This window comes from Treponema sp. HNW, assembly GCF_050320395.1.
Taxonomy (GTDB): Bacteria; Spirochaetota; Spirochaetia; order Treponematales; family Treponemataceae; genus Treponema_C.
This window is the reverse complement of sequence record NZ_CP144459.1, coordinates 268,000-292,605: the sequence shown is the minus strand read 5'-3', so window position 1 is coordinate 292,605 and position 24,606 is coordinate 268,000. Positions and strand designations below refer to the sequence as shown.

The window sequence follows — 24,606 nt, the reverse complement described above, 5'->3', positions numbered from 1 at the left end:
CCAAAAACCGAAGTTTTTGAACGGATTTCTTGATTTTTAATGCGATGTTTAGAATTAAGTCTTTATATTACCATGACTTAATTCTAAACTCGACGGGTGACGAAATTTTCGTCACCCCCTTTACTCCGTAAAGGTTTTCACTCTGTGAAACAGCCGATTGAGCGGATTTTTTTGCTGCGGTACTTTACAAGGACGGCAGGGTCGCGCTTACTTAAATCGGCAATGTCCTTTAATAATTGGGCGCGCACGGCTTGAGCGGCTTTAAGCGGGTCGGTATGAGCGCCGTCTTCAGGCTCGTTTATAACGCCGTTTATCATTTTTAAGCCCAACACTTCGCGGCTTGTGATTTTAAGCATAACGGCGGCATCCTTTGCACGGCTTGAATCGCGCAGCAAAATGGAAGCGCAGCCTTCAGGCGATATAACCGAAAAGATGGCGTTTTCGAGCATGTAGATTTTATCGCCGACGCCTATTCCCAAAGCGCCGCCGGAACCGCCTTCTCCGATAATAAAGCAGATAATCGGCGTTTTAAGCCGGCTGAATTCCCGCAAGTTGACGGCAATCGCTTCCCCTATACCGCGCTCTTCGGCACCCAAGCCCGGATAAGCGCCCTGGGTATCGATAAAGGTTACAATCGGGCGGCGGAACTTTTCGGCCTGTTTTGCAAGGCGCAAAGCTTTGCGGTAGCCTTCGGGGTTTGCCATACCGCCGTTTCGGTCTATGGTTTCACGCAAATTGCGCCCCTTTTGGTTTCCGATAACCGTTACCGCCTGCCCTTCTATAAAGCCTATGCCGCCGACAAGGGCCGGATCGTCGCCGAAAAAGCGGTCGCCGTGCAGTTCGGTAAAATCATCGAAAATCATATCGATGTAATCGAGGGCGCGCGGGCGGTCGCTGTGGCGGGCAAGTTCAACACGTTCCCATGTGCGCGAAAGCGAACAGCAGCTTTGCAGTTTTGCCGTGATTTTTCCCAGTTCTTCGCTTATATCCAAGCCCGATTCTTTTGCTATGTTTTGTAAACCGGCCAATAATTCGTTTTGACTGATTGCGCTCATGAATGCACCTCCGCAGTTTTTTTCTTTTTCGCCGCCGCAAGATGCGCACAGTGCGCGTCTATCATGCGGGCAAAAAAACGCCGCTGTTCCTGGCGCGGAACAATACAGTCGACAAAGCCCTTTTTAAGCTGAAATTCGGCACGCTGAAAACCGTCGGGCAGCTGCTGGCGGATAGTTCCCTCGATGACGCGCGGGCCCGCAAAGCCGATGAGGGCTCCCGGTTCGGCCGCGATAATATCGCCGAGCATCGCAAAACTTGCCGTAACGCCGCCGGTGGTCGGGTCGCACAGCATAATAAACAGGGGCACACCCTTTTCATCCAATTCGGCGGCCGCGCTTGAGGTTTTTGCCATTTGCATTAAAGAAAAAAGGCCTTCCTGCATTCTCGCGCCGCCTGAAGTTGCGTAAATAATGACCGGAAGCCGTTCTTCGGCCCCCTTGAGCATAAGGCGGGCAATTTTTTCGCCTACAACCGAACCCATCGAGCCGCCCATAAAGTTGAACGACATAACGGCAAGCAGGGCGGGCCGTCCCTTTATCGTACAGGAGCCGGTAATGACGGCTTCATTCATTGACGTTTTAGCTTCCGCCGCCGACAGTTTTTCTTCATACCCTTCCATTTCGATGGGGTTACCAGTTTTTAAGTTATGATACAGTTCTTTAAAAGAATCTTCGTCCGTAAGATACACAATTCTTCGGGCGGCATCTATGCGTAAATGGCAGCCGCAGTGCGGACAGACCATCAAATTATCGTTAAATACTTCTTCGTCGTGCGATACCTTACAATGGGGACAATCCATAAGCACCTCCGTTTATTTTTTCCCTTCCCTCTTATTTCGGCGGGAACAATTCCGCGTACAAACCCGTACCGAAATTTCCGGATTGAAATTTGGGTGAGTTTAAAATCAGTTTTTGCTCTTCAGCGTTCGTTTTAATGCCTTCGATATAAAGTTCGTCCAGGGCGCATAAAAGTTTTTGCACGGCGTGTTTTCTGTTTTGACCGTGTACGATGAGTTTGGCAGTCATCGAATCGTAAAAGGGAACGACCGTATAGCCCTGATACAAAAAGCTGTCGAAGCGCACGCCGTTTCCGCCGGGGACGCGCAGGTTTTTAATTAAGCCGGGAGTAAAGGCGTTTATGCGCGCTTCTATCGACCAGCCGTTGACGGGGAGGTTTCCCGAAGGAAGACTCATCTTTTCGCCCGTACATACGCGGATTTGCTCGCAGATAAGGTCGGTTCCCGTTACCATTTCGGACACCGGATGTTCAACTTGGATACGCGCGTTTACTTCCATAAAATAAAAATTATCGCCCGATACCAAAAACTCGATGGTACCGGCTCCGCGGTATTTAAGCGACGAAAAAAGATTGACCGCTCCGCGGCACATATCTTCGCGCATTTTATCGCTTACGCCGGGAGAGGGGCTTTCTTCTATCAATTTTTGGTGATTTTTTTGAACCGAACAGTCGCGCTCGCCCAAAACGGCCACGGCTCCCTTTCCGTTGCCTAAAATCTGCAGCTCAACGTGGCGCGGATCAACGAGGTATTTTTCTATATACACGGTTCCGTCGGCAAAGTTTGCCAAAGCTTCGGCCGAAGCAATCGTCAGGTTTTCCGCCAAATCTTCTTTTTTCCATACGATGCGCATACCCTTACCGCCGCCGCCTGAAGCCGCTTTGATAATAACCGGATAACCGCATTTTTCGGCGATTTTTGCGCCTTCTTCGGCATTTTTCACTGCTCCGTCCGAGCCGGGCGTTACGGGAAGACCGCTTTTTTGCGCCGTTGCGCGCGCTTGCACCTTATCGCCGAGCATTTCGATAACCGAAGCGTCGGGGCCTATCCAGTGCATACCGCTTTTTTCAACTTCGCGCGCAAATTCGGCATTTTCGGATAAAAAGCCCACGCCCGGATGTACGGCTTCGCAGCCGGTACTTAAGCCGACGGTGATTAAGGCCGTGCGATTTAAATAGCTTTTAGCCGAAGGAGCCGGTCCGATACAAAAGGCTTCGTCGGCAAGCTTTACGTGCAAACAATCTTTGTCGGCGCTTGAATACACGGCAACCGTTTTAATACCCAACTCACGGCATGCGCGGATAATGCGCACGGCGATTTCGCCCCTGTTTGCAACAAGCAATTTTTTTATCATTATTTTACCCGAATCGCAAAAATGTTTTGCTCGAATTCAACCAAATCGCCGTTTGAAGCCAAAATGTCCTCGATAACGCCGTCGTATTCGCATTCGAGGGTATTCATCATTTTCATCGCTTCAAGGACGCACAGGGGCTGACCCTTTTTAACCGCCGTTCCCTTTTCAACATAGGGAGGGGAATCCGGCGAGGGCGAGCGGTAAAAGGTTCCGACAATCGGGCTTTTAATAAAAACAAGGTTTTTATCGGCAGCCGGGGCGCCTGATACAGCTTGTCCGCCGGAAGATGCCGGAGCGGAACTTCCCGCAGCACCTTGTACCGGGGCGCTTTGAGCCGCGGCCGAATGAGCCTCATGAGCCGCAGCAGGGCCTCCTGCCGGAACCCCCGCCGGCATAAAAGCCGGAGGAGCGGCATACATCACGGAAGGAAGGGCTGCCGCGGCGGACGGCGAATCCGTCTTCGCAAAGGCCCCTTCTTTTTTTAAAAGCAATTCATAATCGCCTTCTTTTATGTGCATGACAACCGATGTGCCTTTTTCAAACTTTTCAAAAAGTTTTAATATAAATTCTTCTTTCATATACAATCCTTGCTATTGCGTGCAATTGCGGGCTATTGCGAGCTATCGGAAACGCTTATATTACGTCAAAGCGGGCGATATCGGCATCGTAATCGACGCCTTCAATATCGAAACCGTTTGAAGCCAAAAAGTCGTGCCTGTAACCCGCCAAATCGGTAAGTTTTTCGCTGTTTTCGCTCGTAACCTGTATCATTAAGGCGTCAACCGCTTTTTGTACATCGTCGGAAAGCTCCCAATCGTCTATGCGGATTCTGTTTTCCGAATCGACGGGGACCGTTCCGTCTGCGCGGTACAATCTGTCCGAAAAAAGACGGTTTATCTGTTCTATACAGCCTTCGTGGTTGCCCTTTTCTTTCATTACTTTAAACAACGAAGCCAAATACAGGGGAATAACGGGAATAACCGCACTTGCGCGCGTAACCAATCCCTTGTTGACCGATACAAAGGCTTTGCCGGAAAAGTTTTTCATAAAATCGTTTAAGCTGTGGGCGGTCGCTTCGAGGTGTTCTTTTGCCTTACCGATTGTTCCCTTGCGGTAGAGGGCCTGAGTCGCTTCAGGGCCGATGTAGGAATACGCGGCGGTTACACAGCCGTCGGCAAGTACTCCGGCTTCGGACAGTTTTTTAATCCAGCGCTCCCAGTCTTCGCCGCCCATAACCTTAACCGTTGCGGCGGCTTCTTCATCGCTTGCAGGCTCTGCGGAAATTTCTTTGAGTTCTCCGGTAAAAGGATCGAGGGTTTTTCCCGTAAAGGTTTTTCCGAAGGGCTTTAAAACCGACTTGTACATAATGCCAGTGTCGGGGTCGGTGCGGACGGGGCTTGCCAAACTGTAAATAACCAAGTCGAACTTCATCCCTTTCTTTTTTGCCGCTTCTATAACGCTTTGCTTAATTTCATCGGAAAAAGCATCTCCGTCTATCGTGTGCGAAAACAAGCCGTCGCGTTCGGCCGCCTTATCAAAGGCGAGGTTGTTGTACCAGCCGGGGGTTCCCCACTTGGTTTCGCTTCCCGCTTTTTCAAAGGACACGCCGATAGTAGCGGCGCCGTAAGCAAAGGCTGCGACAATGCGGCTTGCAAGGCCGTATCCGTTGGAACAGCCTAAAATAAGGGCGTTTTTAGGCGCCTTGTTTTTTGCATAAGAGGCCGACTGTTTTTTTGTATATGCAATTTGATCTTCTACGGCCTTTTTACATCCTGCAGGATGAGCGTTCAAACACACGCTTCCGCGTACCATCGGTTTTATAATCATGTTCACTCCTATAAAAAGTCAAGAAGAAAGTATCAACTTTCGATTGACTTTTTACGCACGTTCACAGCGAAGCGAGAACGTGCATATAATATACAAGTTTTTTAGTTCTGCCCTTGTCCTACAAGGCACATCCATTCGGCTTCGGCCGCAAGGGTATCGCCGACATAGGCTTTGCCCGCCTGTTTAATCATGCGCGGCGAAACACGCAAATTCGTTACTTCCATACGTACCTTGTCGCCGGGGCGCACTTGCGCGCGGAATTTTACCTTGTCCACGGTCGCCAAAAAAAACAGGGCGTTTTTTTCAAATACGTTTTGAAAACTCAGCGCGGCACCGCCGGCTTGAGCCATGGTTTCCACCAAAATAACGCCGGGCACAACCGGATATTCGGGGAAATGTCCTTTAAAGAAAAATTCGTTTTCGGTAAATACGTGCTCGCTCACACTGCCCTTTTCGTCGGCCGAAATAATTTCATCGACAAATAAAAAGGGACTGCGGTGCGGTATCAGTTTTTCTATATCCTTTGTTAAACTCATGCTTCCGCCTTTTTGAATACGGCAACGCCGTTATGCCCGCCGAAACCGAGGGAGCCGGATGCGGCGCAGTTGATTGTTCCTTCAACTCCCTTATTGGGAATATAATCCAAATCGCACCCCGCTTCAAGGTCGGGTTCGGTTAAATTGATTGTCGGGGGATAAAATCCGTCCTGAATCGCCTTTACGCAAAAAATTGCTTCCAAGGCGCCGGCGGCTCCCAAACAGTGGCCTATCATCGACTTTGTTGACGATATTTTCATTTTATAGGCATGATCGCCGAAGGCTTTTTTTATCATTGCGGTTTCCGCAGGATCGTTGATGGGCGTTGACGTTCCGTGCGCGTTGTAATACTGAACGTCTTCGGCTTTTATGCCCGCATCTTTGAGCGCATTGATCATCGCAAGGGCGCCGCCTTCTCCCGACGGGTCGGGGCTTGTAAGGTGGTATGCGTCCGAGGATGCGCCGTAGCCTGCAAATTCGGCGTAGATTTTTGCACCGCGTTTTTTTGCGTGTTCGTATTCTTCCAAAATTAAAATACCGGCGCCTTCACCCATAATAAAGCCCGAGCGTTTTTTATCGAAGGGACAGCACGCTTTTGCGGGTTCCTCGTTGTAATCGGAAGCGAGGGTTTGCAAAATCGTAAAACAGCTTATGCCGAAGCCCGTAACGGTCGCTTCGGTTCCGCCCGCAAAACACATATCCACGCGGCCGGAGCGCACCATATCCAAGGCATTGCCCAGGGCGTCCGTACCCGAAGCACATGCGGTAGCGAGCGTCCATGAGGGACCGTGAATGCCCAAAAGCATACTGATGTTTCCCGCAGCTTCGTTGGGAATAAGCAGGGGAACGGTCATCGGAGGAATGCGCGCAGGGCCGGCTTCAAAGTATTTTTTAAAAGAGCCTTCATATATTTCAAAGCCGCCGATTCCGTTTCCGAGCATAACGCCGGTGCGGTTTCCGTCTATCGTTTCTTTTGTAAGGCCCGCATCCTGCATTGCCTGAACCGCGGCTGCAACGGCAAATTGGGTAAAACGCGCCATTTTACGCGCTTCACGCTTGTCCACAAACTGCGAAGCGTCAAAGTTTTTTACTTCCGCCGCAATTTGAACTTTATAATCGGAGCAGTCAAAACCGGTTATGTTCCCGATACCGCACCTTCCTTCCTTTATACCCTTCCATGTTTCATCGAGACTGTTTCCCAAAGGCGTTACCGCCCCCATTCCCGTAATAACAACTCTTCTCATATATTCACTCCTTATCATGCACCGAGGCCGCCGTCAACGCCGAGAACCTGAGCGGTGATATACTGTGACAAATCCGATGCCAAAAAGACGGCTGCGTTTGCAATGTCCGCAGGCTGTCCGGCCCTCTTAAGCGGAATGCCTTCAACCCATGCTTTGCGCATTTCTTCGTTTACGGCCGCCGTCATATCCGTTTCGATATAGCCGGGGGCAATCGCATTGACGCGCACGCCGCGGCCTGCCGTTTCTTTTGCAAGGCTCTTGGTAAAACCGATAAGACCGGCTTTGCTGGCGGAATAATTTACCTGACCGCCTTGACCGTGTAAGCCGACAATGCTCGACATATTGATGATGGAACCGCTGCGTTTACGTATCATATCCGAGGATACGATTTGAGAGGCGACAAAAACACCGGTAAGGTTTACGCGCAAAACGCTTTCCCAATCTTCCAGCTTCATGCGGAACGAAAGGCTGTCGCGGGTAATACCTGCGTTGTTTACCAATACGTCAAAACCGCCGGATTCTTCAAGGGCTTTTTTTACGGTATCAGTTAAAGCGGCCGCATCGCCGCAGTCTGCATATATTTCGTGAAAAGCGCTTCCTTTTTCGGCGGCGAAAGCTTCAAGCTCGGCCTTTGAAGCGGAGGGCTTTGTACAAAGACCCCATACTTCGGCCCCTTCTTCCAGAAAGCGTTTTACCGTTTCTTTTCCGATACCGCGGGACGAACCCGTTATCAATGCTTTTTTTCCTTTTAACAACATAAGTCAAACCTCATCTATAAAAAATATTCTTTTCCCGATTACAAAGCCCCGCAATCGCCGCCTTTAACAGGCGTGAGCGCTTAAAACCGCGTCCAAACTTTCGGCCGTTCCGGTCGGAAGACAGGCCCTATCCGAATATCCTCCGTCGCGCCATAAATTGCACAACGTATTTCCCGGCCCGATTTCCAACACCGAACCTATTTGTTCCGCATTCATCAAAGAGGCTATTTCTCTTTCTTCGGCGGTCCACAATACCGGATGAGTGATGTGCAATACGGCGTTTTTTTTCGCTTCCGCGCCGGACAAAAGCCGCTTTCCCGTTACGTTTGAAAAAAGCGGGATTTTCGGGTCGGAAAAGCTAAAGTCCTTTAAGGCCGTTTCAAATTCGGCCGCAGCGTTTTTCATAAGGGGTGAATGGAAGGGACCTGCAACCGCAAGGCGGATAAAGCGCTTTGCTCCCGCTTCTTTACACAATGCTTCGGCCCTGTCCAAACCCTCGGCGGTTCCCGACACAACGGTTTGCGCGGGGCTGTTCATATTTGCGGCAAATACGATTCCCGTTTCGGGATTTGAATAGGGCGCTAAAAGCTCAGCAATTTTTTCCGCTTCAAGCCGTATCACGGCCGCCATACCGCAGGGTTTTCCGGCCGAAGCTGCGGCTATGTCTTCGCAAGCCTTTTGCATAATACGGCCGCGTTTTTGCACAATCCGCACCGTTGACTCAAAATCCAAAACGCCGGACGCATAGAGGGCGGGAAACTCTCCCAAGCTGAAGCCCGCCGCGGCGGAAGGAACTATTCCCTTTTCTTTTAAAACCGCCAAAACGGCACATTCAACGGCAGTGATGGCAAGCTGACTTTTATCGCTTCGTGAAAGTTCTTCTTTTTCGGTATTCCATAAAAGTTCCGCTATGTTTTCGCCGGTTATTGAACTCATCTCATCTATAACGGCGCGGGCTTGAGGATGCGCTTTACAAATATCTTCGGCCATCCCCTTAAACTGAGAACCCTGCCCTGAAAACAAAAATACATACTTCATATCTTACAACCTTCTCTCAGCAACATTTTCAACATTTTTCCGCACTCCGCTAAAACCGTATTATACAGCCGCCCCAGGTAAGACCCGCACCGAAGCCGGCGCATATTATCGTCATGCCCCTGCGCAGACGGCCGCTTTTTATCAAATCGTCGAGGGTAATCGGAACCGAAGCGGCGGAAGTGTTTCCGTATTCTTCCATATTACAGACAAACTTTGCAAAATCGCAGTGTAAGCGTTTTGCCGCCGCTTCCAAAATCCGCCTGTTTGCCTGGTGGCATACCACAAGGTCTATATCGTCCATGCTTAAGCCTTCCCGTTTAAGCAGAGTTTTAACCGTATCGGCGATGATTTTTACCGCAAAGGTATAGACGGCGCGCCCGTTCATACGGATATGTCTGTTCTCGTCGATATACAAGTGCTCGGCGCCCCGTCCGTCCGAACCCGAAACCGCGGCACCGATACCGCGGCCGTTTTTTTCAAAGGTATTTTTTAAAAGCACCGCTCCGGCGCCGTCGCCGAACAACACACAGGTGGAACGGTCATTCCAATCCACAATGCGGCTCAATATTTCACAGCCGCACACTAAAGCATAGCGGTTTTTATTCCGCTCCATAAGGGCGGCCGCCGTGTCCAGGGCATATAAAAAGCCCGAACAAGCCGCGGATATGTCGAAACAGGCGGCATTTTTTGCCCCCAATTCGCGCTGTACAATACAGGCATCGGAAGGAAAGCCGCCGTAATCGGAGGTCGCGGTCGCACAGATAATCAAATCGATATCCTGCGCTTTTACAGCCGCACCGCTTTCCAAGCCCTTCATCGCTTCCCTGCACGCAGCGGCAGCCAGCAATGCACCGCTTTGGTTTTTATCCGCAATAAAGCGCGACGAAATCCCCGTGTGGCTTTTTATCCATTCATCCGAGGTATCAAGCTCGGCGGGAAAATCGGCATTTGTCATTTTGCGTGCGGGAAGAGCCTTCCCCGTTCCGTATATTATAACAGCCATTCTCTCTCCGCACACAGGATATGACATTTTAAGTCTTTTTGTCAAGGCTTAGCCTTAACGAAGGGCCGGAAAGAGCGCTCTTAATAGATTGAGACACATAAAAAGAAGAAAAGTTGCGGTGATTTACTGTATCATAAAAGAACCGATATATTTTTCGCCGACCGCTTGACTTTTCGGGGGGGGGGGGGGGGGGGGGGTATAATAGAAGAAAGTTTTTATTATGTAATGCGGTATAAAACCGTAAAATCAGGAGGTTATGTAAAATGAAAAAAACTTTATCGGTGCTTGTCGTAAGTTTACTCTGCATGAGCGTTTTTGCGGAATTTATCATCAGTCCGAGTGCAGGATTTTCAAACCTGTATTCAACAGAGGAGAGCACAGACGGATTAGGCCTACAGACGTCCTCAAGAAATACTCTTTCATGGACTCCCTTCAGTTTCGGCGTTTCACTCGGTGCGGTAACTCAAAGCGGCTTTACCTTTTTGGCTTCAAGCGATTTTCTGACAGGCGGAACAATGAAATTCAATCACAAATACACGCGAGGCCCCTCACCGCTGCCTCCTGCCATAGACGGCAGTGTAAAGCTGAGCGGCCTTTGTGTGCAGGGGAATCTTTTATTCGGCTATACTTACCGGAAAATACCGAATCTTTTTCTTACCTTTGCTTCGGGTTTGAGTGCGGGAGGCGGCATATCAAAAATCACCGAAATATCGACTTCGGGTACAACGGTATCGGGACTCGATATTGAATTGCGTAAAGCCGATATAGGCATTCCGCTTTATCTGGGAGCCTCTTACTTTTTTACACAAAATATCGGCGTAAACCTCGGAATATTGAACACACTCGGAGCCGGATGGGTATGGTACGATACACGAGGGCTCCCATCTGCTTTACCCTATTTAGGAACCGGCAGCGATATTATCGAGCCGGGATTTACAAATGTATTTACATTAAAACTGGGTCCGATATTCAAACTCTAATATTTGCCGTAATTTAAAATCATACGTTCTGCCGTATCGCCCATTGATTCGGCGGACGTTTTATTTTACCGGCTTCCCTTTAAGCGCAAAAACAACAATACTCAGGGCTATTAAAGAACCGCCTATCGCCGTTCCTGCAGTCAAGGTTTCGCCTAAAAGCAGATAGCCGAGGATGCTCGCCATAAGCGGAATCACAAACATATAGTTTGTAAGGTCGCTTGTTTTTTCGGCAACCTGCAAACCCTTTCCCAGCAAAAAATATCCGCCCGCCGTCGTAAAAATACTCAAATATACAAAAACGGCAATGTGCTTTAATTCGGCCGATTGTAATTCCCTATAGGCTTGGGGGAGCAAAAACGACAGCATCAGGGCGCCGGTAAAAATGCTGTAGGTTACCACATCTATGGATGTATAACCCATTTTGATAAACTTTTTACTCAAAATATTATATGCGCAAAAAAATACCGCCGCGGCCAGCATCCACAAAGCACCCGTATTAATCGAAAAAATACCCTTCCATAAAAGAATTATCAAAACGCCGGCAAAGGCGCCGATTATCGAAAGCACCCCGATTTTACTTAATTTTTCGCCGTAAAAAAAAGAAGCCGCAAAAGCGGTCATAATCGGCGTTGTCGAAATAATAATACTTGCGGTTGCCGCCGTGATACTCTTTAATCCCAAATTAAAAAAAATCAAATAAACACCGAAACCGAGAGCCCCCGAAAGCACAAAAAGAGAAAGATGAGACAATTTAAAGGGGCGGCGCAGCCCGGTGAATTTTCCGAAGCCCAGCAAAACAACGCTTGCCAAAGTACAGCGCAGCGCACCGAATACATTGGGAGAAAAACATTCCAAAGCGATACGGGTAAGCGGAAAAGCGCAGGATAAAAAAAATGCGGCCAAAAGACCGTACATATGTGTTTTTGCTTTATTTGTCATATAGGGGCTTATTATAGCGGGAATGATTGATAAAGGCAATCGGGGCTGCCTAAAAACCGAAGTTTTCGGACAGCCCGCAGAACAGGTTTCAAAACCGGCCGGCTTTTTAAACCCGGGCAGCTCATCTTAATTTCGGTTTTTTCCCCTTACTCAGATTTCCACCTTCCGTTCAAAAAGCAGGATTGTAATAAAAAAATACAAAGCCGAAAACACTACAAAACAGCCGGTAAAAAGCAGCAATAAGATATCCGCCGGCATCGGCGCATTGTCCGGTACGGGCGGAATAATAAGCTCCGATAACAGTTCCGCCGTTTTCAGTGCAATAAATACCGCAATAAACGTAAAAACAATCATCAAAAAAGAAGCTTTACGTGTCCGCATAAAGGAGCGGTACAAAACCACAACGAGATTTACCACCGTTTGTGCAAAAATAAAAAAGGCAATCGCCGTAAAAAATACGCTGATTGTTACGTTGAACTGTTCAATAAAAATCGAGTAGTAAATCTTTCGTATCAGTTCTCCGTATGATTTGCTTGCCGCAGAATGTAAAATCCCGGCTAAGGGCATTGAAAAAGTTAAATAAAAGAAAACGGGAACGGCATAGATAAGAAATTCGGCAAGACCGATTATCATTTTTCCCGCAAACAACACAACAGGCTGTTTAGGCAGGCTCAACAAAAGGTATCCCCTGTCGCTGAGTAAATCGTTACCGATATTGCCCGCTCCTTTTAAAAGGGGAAGAAAAAACACGCAGCCGACGGTAAGCAATGCGCTTATCACAAGCAGTGCAACAAAAAGTCCATAAAAGGGCAGCCGCGATTCGCTGTCCGCTCCGAGAGTACCGAGGGGCAAACCGATTGCCGCACATATAAAGAGGGCTGCACTGACTAAAGCGATTGTATGTTTGCGCGCCTTCCATTCCTGACGTAATACACTTATCATATCATTCTCCTCATTAAAATCCTTAAATTATACATCCTGAAAAATTTTAATATATAATTGATCTATCGATGCCCCGTGTTCGCTGCGAAGCTGCTCGGCTTCTCCGTAAAGGGCGATTTCACCTTCTTTAATAAAACATACATCGTCAAACATCGCTTCTATATCGTGAATCAAGTGCGTGCTTATAAGAATGGATGAATCTTCGCTGTAGGTTTTGATAATCGCCGAAACGATGCGTTCGCGCGCAACAGGGTCGATACCTCCCAGAGGTTCATCCAGTAAAAAGAGTTTTGCTTTGCGCGAAAAGGTTAAGGTAAGGTTTAATTTTTCAATCATTCCCTTCGACATTGCCGAAACTTTTTCGTCTGCACCGAGCTTCATAAAATCCAGCATATCGCGCGCTTTGTCGGAGTCGAAGTCGTCAAAATAATCCGCATAAAAGGAGCAGGCATCGGAGGCGGTCATCCAGAGGGGAAGCGTATTGCGGTCGGGTAAAAGAGCCGTAAGAGCCTTTGTTTCGCTTCCGATATTCAAGCCGCAAATTGAAACAGTTCCCGAAGAAGGTTTTTGAAGTCCGGCGGCGATTTTTAAGAGGGTGGTTTTGCCGCTGCCGTTCGGCCCCATAAGACCTAAAATGCGCCCGGCCTTTAACTCAAGATTTATGCCGCGCAGCGCCTGTTTTTTGAAAAAACGCTTGCTCACGTTTTCCGCTTTTAATATCGTTTCCATTATACGTTCTCCTGTCGTTCGGTTTGCATTTCAATATGTTTTTGTACAAGGGCAATAATATCGGCGGAGGAAAAACCGCATTCGTTCATGCCGCTTACAAAATCGCTTACAAGGCTATGCGATACCTCGTTCCGTACGTTTTCTATAGCCGCCTCATTTTCGCTGATAAAGGTCCCCATCCCCCGCCGTTTTTCGGCAATGCCTTCGCGCTCAAGTTCCGCATAGGAGCGGATAACCGTGTTCGGATTTACCTTCATATCCTCGGCCGTTTGCCTCACCGAAGGCAGCTGTTCTCCCGGCTTTAACTCTCCTGCAATAATGCGCCGTTTGATTGTATCCGTTATTTGCAGATAGATGGGTGCCGAATCCTTAAATTCATTCATATCATCACCTTTCTCCCGGTTTAGTGTTATAGACAGATAGTACACTAATATTAAAAAGCTGTCAAGCGAAATTTAAAGGTATTGCATAATAAGATTTAAACAATTAATATTACTGCACTACTACCATAATATAGACAATACTAAAATGTGGAAAAAATATAGGAATTTAACATTTTTTCTAAAAATCGGTGAATTTTCCCAAAAACATGTTATAATAAACAGTGAGCTCCACCAGTAAGTATACCGGAAACAGGTATTTCGGGGTTGATAATAAAAAAAGAAACAGCTTACAATAAGAATTTATAAAACGGGAGAAACAAGTGAACGTTATGCTAATCGGCTCCGGCGGGCGCGAACATGCACTGTGCTGGGCCCTGTCAAAAAGCGATGAAGTATCGGAAATCGTATGTATTTCGGGCAATGCGGGAACGGCATGTGAACCAAAAGCCGTAAATATTCCTCTTCCGCAGGAAATTCAGGCAGTGCCGGAGACAGCAACCTTCTTTGCGGATATAGCCCGTACACACAAAATAGACTTTGCCCTGATAGGACCGGAAGCCCCCCTGTGTGCGGGACTTGCCGATGAACTGTGGAAATACGGCATTCCCGTTGTCGGTCCGAAGAAAACAGCCGCACAGCTTGAAGGCAGTAAAGACTTTGCCAAAAATTTTATGAAAAAATACGGCATTGCCTGTGCGGACAGCGTAACGGTAACAAATACCATAGATGCCAAAATGTACATTGAACAAAGAGATTCGCCCATTGTCATAAAGGCGGACGGTCTTGCCGGCGGCAAAGGAGTCATTGTTGCCGCAACAAGGCAGGAGGCAATGCAGGCCGTCCAAAGTTTTATGGAAAAAAGAATTTTCGGAGAAGCCGGTAAAAGAATCGTATTGGAAGAATACCTGCGCGGAAGCGAAATATCGATTTTGGCGGCCGTTTCGGTTACGCCGAAAACGGCTTCGACCGGTAAGGCTGCAATTATCCCCTTTGTTCCCGCACGCGACCACAAGAGGCTTCGAGACGGCGCAAAGGGACCGAATACCGGAGGCATGGGTGCAATAGCTCCCGTTCCCGATATAAGCCCGGAAACCATGGAAGCGTTTTCGCGTACAATCCTTGAACCTACCCTCAGAGGCCTCATTGCGGAAGGATTCGATTATCGGGGATTTATCTTTTTCGGTATTATGCTGACCGATTCGGGTCCGAAACTCCTTGAATACAATGTCCGCCTCGGTGACCCTGAAACACAGGCGGTTTTGCCGCTTTTGGATTGCGACTTTGCCCGGCTTTGTACGGCTATTCTCGATCAAAATAATGAAGGCCTTTTACGGCATTTTGAAATCCGGCACAAAAAAGGTTCGGTATGCGCTCCGGTAGTTGTCTCCGGAGGATATCCGGACTTATACAAAACCGGTTATGAAATTGACATACGTACACCCTACAGTATTTTACGCAAAGTATCGGCAGTTTTGCAAAAAACGCAAAATCAGGAACCAAAACCCGGACGCAACAGTGTAAAGCTTTTTATCTCGGGAGCGGAAGCCGTAAAGGCGGAAGAGGAAGCGGAAAAACTTAGAATTTGCGAAAAAAAACTGATAACATCGGGAGGGCGGGTATTATGCGTATCCGCCTTTGCATCCGAAGACGAATGCAAAGAAGCCGGAAAAGAAGATACACTCGGTTTGGCACGCGAAAAAGCCTATCATGCTTTAAAGCGGATTCGTTTTAAAGATATGTTTTACAGAAAAGACATAGGACTTGCAGGGGCTGCCGACTCCGAGGATATTTAGGGGACTTGCGTAAATTCAGATTAAAATGAGGGGCTAAAAATCGGTTATTTTTCAGACACCCTCAGCCTCGTTTTATATCTTACTCCTTTCCCGCCGAATACATGGCGCTTCCGCCGAGGAAGTATTTCGACAGCGTTAAAAACAACACAACCATCGGAAGGCTCGCTAAAAAAGCAACAGCCATCATAGCGCCTTCATCCGCAAATTTTTCTTCGGCAAAGCTTACAATATAAGTCGGAATCGTTTTTAACCGTTTTTCCTGCGCAACCATAAGGGGCCACATAAGATTATCCCACTGCTGCCGGAATGTCAAAATTGCCAATGTCGCGAGGGCAGGCCCGGAATTGACCAGCACAATCCGTGAAAATATTGCCGGTTCGCTGCATCCGTCTATGCGGGCAGCCGCAATCACGTCGTCCGGAAAAGTCAAGAGATACTGGCGCATCATAAAAACGCCGAACGCATTCATCATAAACGGGATAATTAAACCGCCGTAGGTATTTTGCAGCTTCAGATTGAGTACAACCATGTAAAGCGGAATCATAATCGTTTCAAACGGAATCATCATCGTCATCATAATGAACATAAAAACCGTATTTCTGCCCTTAAAACGGAACTTTGCCAAAGCGTAGCCCGTTATCGACGACAACAGCAAGGTTGTTACGGTGATTGAAGCCGATACAATAAGCGAGTTAAGAACATTGCGGATAAAGACGAAATTTCCGTCATTTCCGGCAAGAGCGCGGTAAAAATTGTACCAGTGTATCTTTTTCGGTATCCATCGATACGGAATGCTCGTAATATCGGAAGCGGGCATAAAGGATGCCGTAATCATAAACAAAAGAGGCATCAAAATTAAAACAGCGCTTACCGTTAAAAAAAGGCTCATCAATATATTTTTGCCTTTTTCGGGAATTGCAATCATTAACACAATGTAGGCAATAAGAACAATGCTTAAAATCATAAGAAACTGCATATCGTCCCCCCTTAATACGAAACATCTTCGGAACGGGAAACCCGCAGCTGGACAATCGTCAGGCAAAGCATAAACAAAAATAAAATAACGCTCATAACGCTTGCCCGTCCGACATTATAATTGCGCATTGCCGTATTATAAATGTTCAATGTAATCACATTAATCGGAGCAAGGGGAGATCCCGCCTGTGTAAACAAATACTGCGTTGAAAATGTTTTAAGACATTGCAGCATAGCCATAATCGAAACCAAGGCGGTTGTCGGTTTTAAAAGAGGCAATGTAATACGGAAAAAGGTTTGACCGCGGCTTGCCCCGTCAATCAAAGCGGCTTCATAGATACCTTTCGGGATTTTTCCCAAGCCGGTTAAAAACAACACGGTAAAATAGCCGATATACTTCCAAAAATATACAACCATTGTGGAAATTTGAAGCATCACGCCGTTACTCAGCCATTTAAAATCGACCCCGGAAGTCATCATAATCGTATTTGCAAATTGATTTGCAATTCCGCGCGGTTCGAATATCAGTTTCCAGATAAGAGCCGCGACAACCGACGATAAAACCGCAGGCGAATAATAAATCAGCTGTAGAATCCGCGAACCTGCAGGCCGGAAAGTTAAAAAAGCCGCAAGAATCAAACTGACGGCCACAAGCGGAACAAAGGTTCCCACGGTAAATACCGCCGTCGCGCGTACCGAATTCCAAAAGTCGGGAGAAGAAAATATTCTCAGATAATTTGCAAATCCGATAAAAACAGGCGGCTTCAGCGAAATCATATTTTTATTGCAAAAGCTTAAATAAAAAGCATTGGCGATAGGATAAAAAGAAAAAACGGCAAAAAACAACAATGCCGGCGTAACAAAAAGCCAGGCCCAAACCGTAATTTTTTTTTCGAGGCTTTTCCGTTGTGCCATACTGCCTCCTTATTGTATTGGAATTAAAGGAGGGGTGTCTAAAAAGCCGATACTTTCGGAACAGCCCCTCCGACACATGCATAAAAAGGACCGCCTTAAAAGCATATGCTTCGGCAGTCCCTTTGTGCAGTATTACATTTGTTCGTCGAGAACAGCCTGTGCGCTTTTTTTCAATTTGGCAACGGCATCTTTGGGCGAAACATTGTTCATCATAACGTTTTCGACAGCTTCTTTTATTAACTCATTGATTTGCCAGCTTGCAGCTCCGTAATAAACCGGTTCGGCGCGCTTTAAGTCCTCGATAAAGACATTGCTGTACGGAACTTTTTTAAACTGTGCGCTTTCGACAAGCTCCTTTTTAGGAGCAATCAAAGCAACCTTGTCCAAATAAACGGTCGGATGGCTCAACAAAAAGGCGACAAACTTCCATGCTTCTTTTTGTTCGCGCTCGGGAATTTGCGAGTTTACCATGTAGTACTGGAAGTAATAGCAGTTGGCCAGATTTTTTCCGCCTTTAAAAACGGGATAAGGGATAATCATCCAATCCTTGCTGTTATAAAAATCGGGATTTGCCTTTAACATACGGGCTTCCTGATACAAGCCGGACAAATGCATGGCAATTTCGTTTTTGTTGTGATCGAACTGTTTGCGGGCGGCGGTGTAAGTCGGGGAACCCAGATTTTTACCGTTCGGGCCCCACTGCCTCATATATTCAAGAACTTTTTCCCATGCGCCAGTATTTACAATGGCTTCTTTACCGTCAGCCGATACAACCGCACCGCCCAACTGATTTACCATCGGAACCCACGAAATAAGATAGTCGCCGTAGCGGAAATCAAAACCGCGCCGCGTGATAATATCGCCGTTGCGTTTAACGATTTTTTCGGATACCGCCATAACATCTTCCCATGTTTTAGGATAATCCTTGTCGGGATCGAGGCCGGCATCGCGGAAGATTTTTTTATTCAAATACATACACCAGTTTTGCAGCTCAAAGGGCAGACCGTATACTTTGCCTTTTTTACCCAACAGCGAACCGTCTTTGTCGGTTACGGGGGCAAGCATATTCGGCATGTACTGATCAATAATCTCCGAATCTTTTTTTAAACCGAGCGCTTCGGGATCTACGGGCGCTACAAGACCCTGCGCCAAAAGCGGAAATGCTTTTTGAAGTTCCATATTCCAAATGGACGGTGCATTTTTTGCCGCATAAGCGGTAGGAATCAAATCCTGTATTTTGGTTGAAGGATATACCGAATATTTAATCGTTACATGAGGATTCTTTTCCATATATTCTGCCGCCCATGCTTCTTCCAGCTTTTGACGGTTGGGGTCTTCATGGGTCCACATAACCAGGGTAATCGGGCCGTTATCCTCTTCCTTCGCGCCGTTTGCAAATGCAAGCACTGCAAGCATTGCACACATCATCACTGCAATGATAATTTTTTTCATATTTTCCTCCTGAGTTATTCACTTTTGAAACAAAATCGGACATATTTACGAATTTGCTTCACCTTTGATATTGTAGTAGTATACATGTATTATACCGATCTTGCAAGTATACATACCGGTGCCGAAGGTTTTATATTCGATCCTGCCGAGCGCGGTTTTTATCCTTTTTGAGCACGTATTGCAGCGCGGCTTATTTTACCGTTGTGCGTTTTAGGAAGGGTATCCACAAATTCCAACGAACGCGGGGCCTTGTATAAGGCGGCATTTTTTTTGGCAAAAAACATCAATTCCTTTTCCAGGGCAGTGCTTGCCGTATAGCCGCGGTTTAAAACGATAAAGGCTTTTACCGCTTGACCGCGCTTGGGGTCGGGAACACCGGTTACCGCACATTCAAAAACGGCAGGATGCTGCAGCAAAACCGATTCCACTTCAAAGGGACTGATACGGAAGCCCGAACTTTTTATCAAATCGTCCGTGCGCGAATTAAACCAAAAATAGCCGTCTTCATCACGGCTTGCCGCATCGCCGGTATGATAAACGCCGCCGCGGAATACTTCCGCGGTTTTTTCGGGGTTTTTATAATAACCGCCGAACATGCCGAAGGGCTTGCGTTTATCCAAGCGTAAAATAATTTCACCGACCTCGCCGATATCACAGCTTGAACCGTCCGGCCGCACGATATCGATATCATAACCGGGGGCGGGCGTTCCCATGGAACCGGGCTTTATCGGCATGCCCGGAAAGGTTCCCGTTACCAAGGTCAACTCCGTTTGACCGTACCCCTCACGCAGCGACAAGCCCGTTTTTTCTTTAAATGTTTCGAATATATGCATATCCAGCGCTTCGCCGGCGGTTGTACATTCTTCGAGAGCCGATAAATCATAAGATTCGATGTGTTCGCGGATAAGATAGCGGTACACGGTCGGCGGCGCACAAAAGGAAGTAATGCGGTATTGTTCCAGCTTTTCAAGCAATTTACGCGGAATAAAAACTTCCATATCGTAGACAAAAACCGCACAGCCGCACAGCCACTGTCCGTAGATTTTTCCCCACATCGCCTTTGCCCAGCCGGTTTCGGCAACGCTTAAATGCCGGCCGCCTTTTTTTACCCTTTGCCAAAACTTCGCCGTCGCTATGTGTCCCAAAGGATACAGATAATTGTGGGCAACCATTTTCGGATTACCCGATGTTCCCGACGTAAAATACATTAAAGCCGTGTCTTCGCCGCAGGGGTAGTCTTTGCCTTCGGGCGCTTTAAATTCACCGCTCATGTTTTTTGACAGTTTTTCAAAAGAAATCCAGCCGTCCATTTCATCGTGAACCCATACCAGCATCGGTTTTTTATATACCGCTTCGGCGGCCTTTTGAATTTCCTGTTGAAGATTTTTTTCCTGTACCGCGACCACCATTTTAATTTGTGCCGACTGTATGCGGTATTCTATATCATGAGCTGCAAGCTGAACCGTCGCCGGAACCGCAATCGCACCGATTTTATGCAGGGCGGGCAAAATAAACCAAAACTCATAGCGCCGGCGTAAAAACAGCAATACCGTATCGCCGCGGCCTATACCCATTGCCGTAAAAAAATTGGCGGCTTTATTTATTTCTTTTGCCAATTCTCCGAAAGAAAAAATTTTTTCTTCGTGTTCGTTACACCACACCAGGGCTTCGGTATCCGGCGCATCCTTTGCAAAGCGGTCTATAACGTCATAGGCAAAATTAAAGCGCTCCGGTATATTCAGCGAAAAAGAGTCATGCGTTTTTTGCCAATCGCCGCCCTCGTCGCAGACAAGATAATCCTCATAAAACATAGCAATCTCCGAGTATTTAGACAAATTTACATACAAAAGGTTGCAGCCACTATACCGTATTATCGATTTTTGTTACACGGGTTTTGTTTGTCAAATAAAAATGAGTGTTGCCCGTTTTTGTTTTAATTAAATAGTTTTGCCGCACAAGATTATCCAAAATATTTTTTCTAAAATAAGTTGAATCGGCAAGATTTAAAAAAGCCGCAATCTCTCCCGCTTTTCTGCGAATTCCGAAACAGTACGACAATATTTTTTCATCGTATTCGCTCATCGATTTCGGCGGGAAGAATTCTATCGCAGCAGGAATCTCTCCCGATTTAATGCCCGCTTCAAACGTTAAATCCGGAAGCACAAGTGTAAAATGATCGGAGGCCGAATAAATAAAAGGCTTATGCTTTTCATCCGCATTTTTATATTCCTGAATGATTTTATCAAACCCCGTACCGGCGGCTTCCATAAGCTTACACTTTACAAGAATTGCACAGATAAGTTCATTGCGACGTTTCGAAATAATATTTGAAAGATCGTATGTTTTAGCTGATTTTTCTCCCTGGAAAAAACTTCCGGGCGATGAAATTTCCAGCCGGTCTTTAAACATATCAACCTGTATTTGAGTACCGTCAAGAAAATAGTCGCGGTGAGCAAGGGCGTTTACGGCACCCTCAAACAAAGCCCGTTCGGGATATGAATCGATGTTTTTATGGCCGGCCGGCAGTTTTATAAAAGAATGATTCATGCGCTGCCTTACAAATTCGGTTATATAAAAAATCGAATCGATAATATTTCCGTTAAATTTATTGATAGTTATGATACGTTCGCTTCCTTTATTAAAGCCCGAAAAAACCGAACACTGCACCTGCGTTTTTACATCGGTATATGTATCGGAAAATAATAAGGCTCCGTTTTTAAGCTTTTTATTTTTTGTAAAAAAACCGATAGATGATAAAGCCTTATCGGTAAGTTCTTTTCCGTTGTTTCGCTCGGCATAAAATAAAAACAGTTTTTTAAAATGCTTGCGTTCGTAATCCGTATCGGAGTCCGTAATATCGAACTGCATTTTACGGCTTTGTATACTCATTTGAATAATCTCTTCATAGGTGGCACCGTTTGTAAATCCGTTTCGGCGCATATAAATTGCAGGTACATTTTTAAACTTCAAAATAACGGGTTTTACGGGTGACTCGAAAACGTCCACACGGATAACGAACAGTTCCTTTCCCTTGTTTTCATAGCGGATAAAACCGATTTTCATATCCGGACGAGGAAATATATGTTCATTCACCTGATTGTTAAAAAAATTCCTTTCGCTGTCGGCAGCCTTCCGCGAGAACCCGATAAGCTTGTTCGATGAGTCTTCCACCCCGATAAAAAAAACACCGCCTTCCGCATTTGAAAATCCCGCTATCGTTTTAAGCCAGCCTTGGACATCCTCTCTATTCAGCACGGCCTTTCTTTCGATATGCAGGGTTTCAATTTCGGTGCCCGGCACCAGCTTTTCCAAAAACATACCATTCCTTCCTTGCCTCTTTGAAAGACTTCAATCAACTTCAATACTACTTCAATGTCAAGTTCAATACAACTTCAATATATACTTTGAAGTGATTGAAGTAAATAAGATACGGAAAATCAAAGTTGCTTCCGGCTTGTACTTTTTTCTTGAAGAGCATATACTGTCAAGGTGCCTAAAAACAGGCGATTTTTCAGAATAAAGGGCCGACCGATAAAAGACGGCAAGGAGAATGATATGCGTATAGAAACCGAATGTTTACATGCAGGATACACGCCGAAAAACGGAGACCCGCGCGTCGTACCGATTGTACAAAGCACCACCTATTGTTTCGATTCAACGGAGCACATTGCGGACCTCTTTAATATGCCGAGCGAACACATGTATTCACGGCTTTCAAATCCTACCTGCGATGCGGTTGAACAAAAGCTTGCCGTCCTCGAAGGGGGTGTCGGCGCGATGCTTACTTCAAGCGGACAGGCGGCATCCCTTACCGCCCTTTTAAATATCTGTTCGGCGGGAGACAGCATTATCTCCACAGGCGCAATTTACGGCGGTACGGTAAACCTCTTTGCCGTTACTCTTAAAAAAATGGGTATCGAATGTATATGGATAGACGCCGACGATCCTGCCGAGAAAATACAGGCTGCCTTTAAGCCGAACACAAAGGCCGTTTTTTGCGAAACCATCGCAAATCCCGCCCTTGCGGTCTGCGATATAGAAAAACTGTCGAACATCGCCCATAAAAACCACGTTCCCCTGATTATAGACAATACCTTTGCCACACCCTTTTTATGCCGTCCCATCGAATGGGGAGCGGATATCGTGGTTCATTCCACAACAAAATACTTGGACGGCCATGCCCTTCAAATAGGAGGGGTTATCGTCGATTCGGGTAAATTCGACTGGGAAGCCGCTCATAAGGCAAGCGGAAAGTTTCCCGACCTGGTAAATCCGGATGCAAGCTATCACGGTCTTGTTTATACAAAGGATTTCGGCAAAAAAGCCTACATCGTCAAAGCAAGAATGCACCTTATGCGCGATATCGGCTGCTGTACATCGGCCCATGCAGCCTTTTTATTGAATTTGGGCTTGGAAACACTCCCCCTGCGCATGGAGCGCTATTGCAAAAACGCCTTGGAAGCGGCCCGCTTTTTTAAATCTTCGGATAAGATTGAATCGGTACGCTACCCCGGCCTTGAAGGGGACCGTTACTATGAAGCCGCAAAAAAATACCTTCCGCTCGGCGCAAGCGGCGTTATCAGCATAACGGTAAAGGGCGGCCGCCAAGGTGCCGTGCGCTTTATGGACGGCTTAAAACTTGCTTCAAATGTTGTACACGTAGCCGATATCCGTACCTGTGTTTTACACCCGGCATCGGCAACCCACCGCCAGCTTACCGACGAACAGCTTAAAGCGGCCGGTATAGACGGCGGTTTGGTGCGCTTTTCCTGCGGACTCGAACACATCGACGATATCCTCGATGACGTAAAAGGTGCCCTGAAAAAAGTATAGACAACGCACAAAAGTATCACCTTCCTCCTTGCTTCGGAATTACTTGACAGTACGCGCCTAAGGGCTTATGCTGTTATCAGCTGTTATTATTAGGAGATTGTAATGGAACCGACACCGCTTAGAACTCGTTATGCACATTATTTCAGCGATTTACAAAGGCTGGCTAAGGCTGCCGATAAAATAGATAATACCAATGTATATCAGCAGGCAAATAAAGAAACCCGCAAAATCATGGATGCCATGATAGGCGAAAATCTGCTTGAAGGAAGCGGCTTGCAGGGCATTGAACACTTTGAGGCCTTTTATAAGGCAATGCGCGAGGGAAAGCGCGCGCTTTTATTGGTTGAACATTTCAGCAATATGGATTTGCCGGCCCTTTGCTACCTTTTGGAGCACTGCGGAAAGGACTTCGGTCCCGAACTTTCAAAACGCATTGTGGCAATTGCCGGTATGAAGCTGAACGAAGCCAACCCCATGGTTAAAGCGTGGGCGGAAGGATTTACGCGCATTGTCATATATCCGAGCCGCAGCTTGGCGGCCATTACCGATCCTGCCGAATTCGAAAAAGAAAGCGCAAAAAGCCGCGCAATCAATATGGCGTCCATGCGCGCCCTTGACCGCTGTAAAAAAGAAGGAAACGCGGTATTGGTATTTCCCAGCGGCACCCGTTACCGGCCGGGACACCCCGAAACGCGCGAAGGATTGCGCGAAATCGATTCGTATCTGCGCTTGTTCGACGTGATGATTCTCGTGTCTACAAACGGAAACTGCCTCAGGATAAACCCCGAAGCCCCTGAAGACATGCTTGCCGACCTCGTCTATGAAGACGTGGTAATTATGAGCGCAAGCCCCGTATTGAACTGCAAAGAATTCCGCGAACAAGCTATGGCGGAAGCACCCGAAGACATGGAAGACAAAAAAAACTTTGTCGTCGCTAAAATTATGCAAAAGCTTAAAGAAGGCCACGACGCATTCCGCCCCCGATACCTCGAACTGTACAAAAAGGCGGCGGGAAAAGAATCGGACTATTATATTTAGGCAGTAAACAAGTTT

23 protein-coding genes are annotated in these 24,606 nt (G+C 46.9%); 4 read left to right on the top strand and 19 right to left on the bottom strand.

All coding sequences use genetic code 11. The features are described from left to right. Positions 1 to 137: 137 nt before the first annotated feature. From V1L52_RS01410 to V1L52_RS01365, 10 genes are all read right to left on the bottom strand, one after another. Positions 138 to 1,055 (bottom strand): acetyl-CoA carboxylase carboxyltransferase subunit alpha, encoded by a 918-nt coding sequence (locus V1L52_RS01410; RefSeq protein ID WP_428770513.1) that lies wholly within the window; start codon positions 1,053 to 1,055, stop codon positions 138 to 140. Continuing rightward, complete coding sequence (accD, locus tag V1L52_RS01405) at positions 1,052 to 1,855, bottom strand: acetyl-CoA carboxylase, carboxyltransferase subunit beta (RefSeq protein ID WP_428770512.1); 804 nt, start codon at positions 1,853 to 1,855, stop codon at positions 1,052 to 1,054. The genes V1L52_RS01410 and accD overlap by 4 nt, the downstream gene beginning before the upstream one ends. A gap of 31 nt (positions 1,856 to 1,886) precedes the next feature. Next, a complete protein-coding gene (locus V1L52_RS01400; protein WP_428770511.1) occupies positions 1,887 to 3,206 on the bottom strand; it encodes an acetyl-CoA carboxylase biotin carboxylase subunit in 1,320 nt (439 codons plus the stop codon). Further along, the gene (accB, locus tag V1L52_RS01395; RefSeq protein ID WP_428770510.1) at positions 3,206 to 3,784 is read right to left on the bottom strand and encodes an acetyl-CoA carboxylase biotin carboxyl carrier protein; all 579 of its coding nucleotides are present in this window, start codon (positions 3,782 to 3,784) and stop codon (positions 3,206 to 3,208) included. Before accB ends, V1L52_RS01400 begins: the two co-directional genes overlap by 1 nt. A 55-nt stretch (positions 3,785 to 3,839) precedes the next feature. Then, on the bottom strand, positions 3,840 to 5,033 hold the full coding sequence (gene fabV, locus V1L52_RS01390) for an enoyl-ACP reductase FabV (RefSeq protein WP_428770509.1): 1,194 nt from the start codon (positions 5,031 to 5,033) through the stop codon (positions 3,840 to 3,842). 101 nt (positions 5,034 to 5,134) lie between these two features. Further along, positions 5,135 to 5,569, bottom strand: a complete 435-nt coding sequence (fabZ, locus tag V1L52_RS01385) for a 3-hydroxyacyl-ACP dehydratase FabZ (RefSeq protein ID WP_428770508.1) — start codon at positions 5,567 to 5,569, stop codon at positions 5,135 to 5,137. After that, positions 5,566 to 6,813, bottom strand: a complete 1,248-nt coding sequence (gene fabF, locus V1L52_RS01380) for a beta-ketoacyl-ACP synthase II (protein ID WP_428770507.1) — start codon at positions 6,811 to 6,813, stop codon at positions 5,566 to 5,568. The genes fabZ and fabF overlap by 4 nt, the downstream gene beginning before the upstream one ends. Before the next feature lie 14 nt (positions 6,814 to 6,827). Continuing rightward, positions 6,828 to 7,571: a 3-oxoacyl-[acyl-carrier-protein] reductase gene (fabG, locus tag V1L52_RS01375; protein WP_428770506.1), complete on the bottom strand. Its 744-nt coding sequence runs from the start codon at positions 7,569 to 7,571 to the stop codon at positions 6,828 to 6,830. A 63-nt stretch (positions 7,572 to 7,634) separates the two neighbouring features. Beyond that, complete coding sequence (locus V1L52_RS01370) at positions 7,635 to 8,609, bottom strand: ACP S-malonyltransferase (protein ID WP_428770505.1); 975 nt, start codon at positions 8,607 to 8,609, stop codon at positions 7,635 to 7,637. A gap of 49 nt (positions 8,610 to 8,658) precedes the next feature. Then, positions 8,659 to 9,612, bottom strand: coding sequence for a beta-ketoacyl-ACP synthase III (locus V1L52_RS01365; RefSeq protein WP_428770504.1), 954 nt, complete (start codon positions 9,610 to 9,612; stop codon positions 8,659 to 8,661). Positions 9,613 to 9,875: 263 nt separating this feature from the next. Between V1L52_RS01365 and V1L52_RS01360 the strand changes: the two genes are divergently transcribed. Further along, positions 9,876 to 10,592 (top strand): DUF2715 domain-containing protein, encoded by a 717-nt coding sequence (locus tag V1L52_RS01360; protein WP_428770503.1) that lies wholly within the window; start codon positions 9,876 to 9,878, stop codon positions 10,590 to 10,592. A 60-nt stretch (positions 10,593 to 10,652) separates the two neighbouring features. Here V1L52_RS01360 and V1L52_RS01355 read toward each other — a convergent pair whose 3' ends face one another. From V1L52_RS01355 to V1L52_RS01340, 4 genes are all read right to left on the bottom strand, one after another. Next, positions 10,653 to 11,531 (bottom strand): DMT family transporter, encoded by an 879-nt coding sequence (locus tag V1L52_RS01355; protein WP_428770502.1) that lies wholly within the window; start codon positions 11,529 to 11,531, stop codon positions 10,653 to 10,655. Between the two features lie 150 nt (positions 11,532 to 11,681). Beyond that, positions 11,682 to 12,473 (bottom strand): hypothetical protein, encoded by a 792-nt coding sequence (locus tag V1L52_RS01350; RefSeq protein WP_428770501.1) that lies wholly within the window; start codon positions 12,471 to 12,473, stop codon positions 11,682 to 11,684. Positions 12,474 to 12,500: 27 nt separating this feature from the next. Continuing rightward, entirely contained in the window at positions 12,501 to 13,202 is a 702-nt protein-coding gene (locus tag V1L52_RS01345; protein ID WP_428770500.1) for an ABC transporter ATP-binding protein, read from the bottom strand. After that, entirely contained in the window at positions 13,202 to 13,585 is a 384-nt protein-coding gene (locus V1L52_RS01340; RefSeq protein WP_428770499.1) for a GntR family transcriptional regulator, read from the bottom strand. Before V1L52_RS01340 ends, V1L52_RS01345 begins: the two co-directional genes overlap by 1 nt. A 329-nt stretch (positions 13,586 to 13,914) precedes the next feature. Here V1L52_RS01340 and purD point away from each other — a divergent pair, with 329 nt between their 5' ends. Beyond that, positions 13,915 to 15,378 carry a phosphoribosylamine--glycine ligase gene (gene purD / locus V1L52_RS01335; RefSeq protein WP_428771844.1) on the top strand — a complete coding sequence of 488 codons (1,464 nt, stop codon included), beginning with the start codon at positions 13,915 to 13,917 and terminating at the stop codon, positions 15,376 to 15,378. A gap of 79 nt (positions 15,379 to 15,457) precedes the next feature. On the opposite strand, the gene V1L52_RS01330 is transcribed toward purD, so the two are convergent. From V1L52_RS01330 to V1L52_RS01310, 5 genes are all read right to left on the bottom strand, one after another. Then, complete coding sequence (locus V1L52_RS01330) at positions 15,458 to 16,303, bottom strand: carbohydrate ABC transporter permease (protein ID WP_428771842.1); 846 nt, start codon at positions 16,301 to 16,303, stop codon at positions 15,458 to 15,460. Between the two features lie 62 nt (positions 16,304 to 16,365). Next, a complete protein-coding gene (locus V1L52_RS01325; RefSeq protein WP_428770498.1) occupies positions 16,366 to 17,268 on the bottom strand; it encodes a carbohydrate ABC transporter permease in 903 nt (300 codons plus the stop codon). Between the two features lie 132 nt (positions 17,269 to 17,400). Then, positions 17,401 to 18,720 (bottom strand): ABC transporter substrate-binding protein, encoded by a 1,320-nt coding sequence (locus V1L52_RS01320; protein WP_428770497.1) that lies wholly within the window; start codon positions 18,718 to 18,720, stop codon positions 17,401 to 17,403. 158 nt (positions 18,721 to 18,878) lie between these two features. Continuing rightward, entirely contained in the window at positions 18,879 to 20,531 is a 1,653-nt protein-coding gene (locus tag V1L52_RS01315) for an AMP-binding protein (RefSeq protein ID WP_428770496.1), read from the bottom strand. A gap of 49 nt (positions 20,532 to 20,580) precedes the next feature. After that, positions 20,581 to 22,038 (bottom strand): ATP-binding protein, encoded by a 1,458-nt coding sequence (locus V1L52_RS01310; RefSeq protein WP_428770495.1) that lies wholly within the window; start codon positions 22,036 to 22,038, stop codon positions 20,581 to 20,583. Positions 22,039 to 22,275: 237 nt separating this feature from the next. Between V1L52_RS01310 and V1L52_RS01305 the strand changes: the two genes are divergently transcribed. Continuing rightward, positions 22,276 to 23,553, top strand: coding sequence for an O-acetylhomoserine aminocarboxypropyltransferase/cysteine synthase family protein (locus V1L52_RS01305; protein ID WP_428770494.1), 1,278 nt, complete (start codon positions 22,276 to 22,278; stop codon positions 23,551 to 23,553). A 102-nt stretch (positions 23,554 to 23,655) separates the two neighbouring features. Further along, positions 23,656 to 24,591: a 1-acyl-sn-glycerol-3-phosphate acyltransferase gene (locus V1L52_RS01300; protein ID WP_428770493.1), complete on the top strand. Its 936-nt coding sequence runs from the start codon at positions 23,656 to 23,658 to the stop codon at positions 24,589 to 24,591. Positions 24,592 to 24,606: the final 15 nt, after the last annotated feature.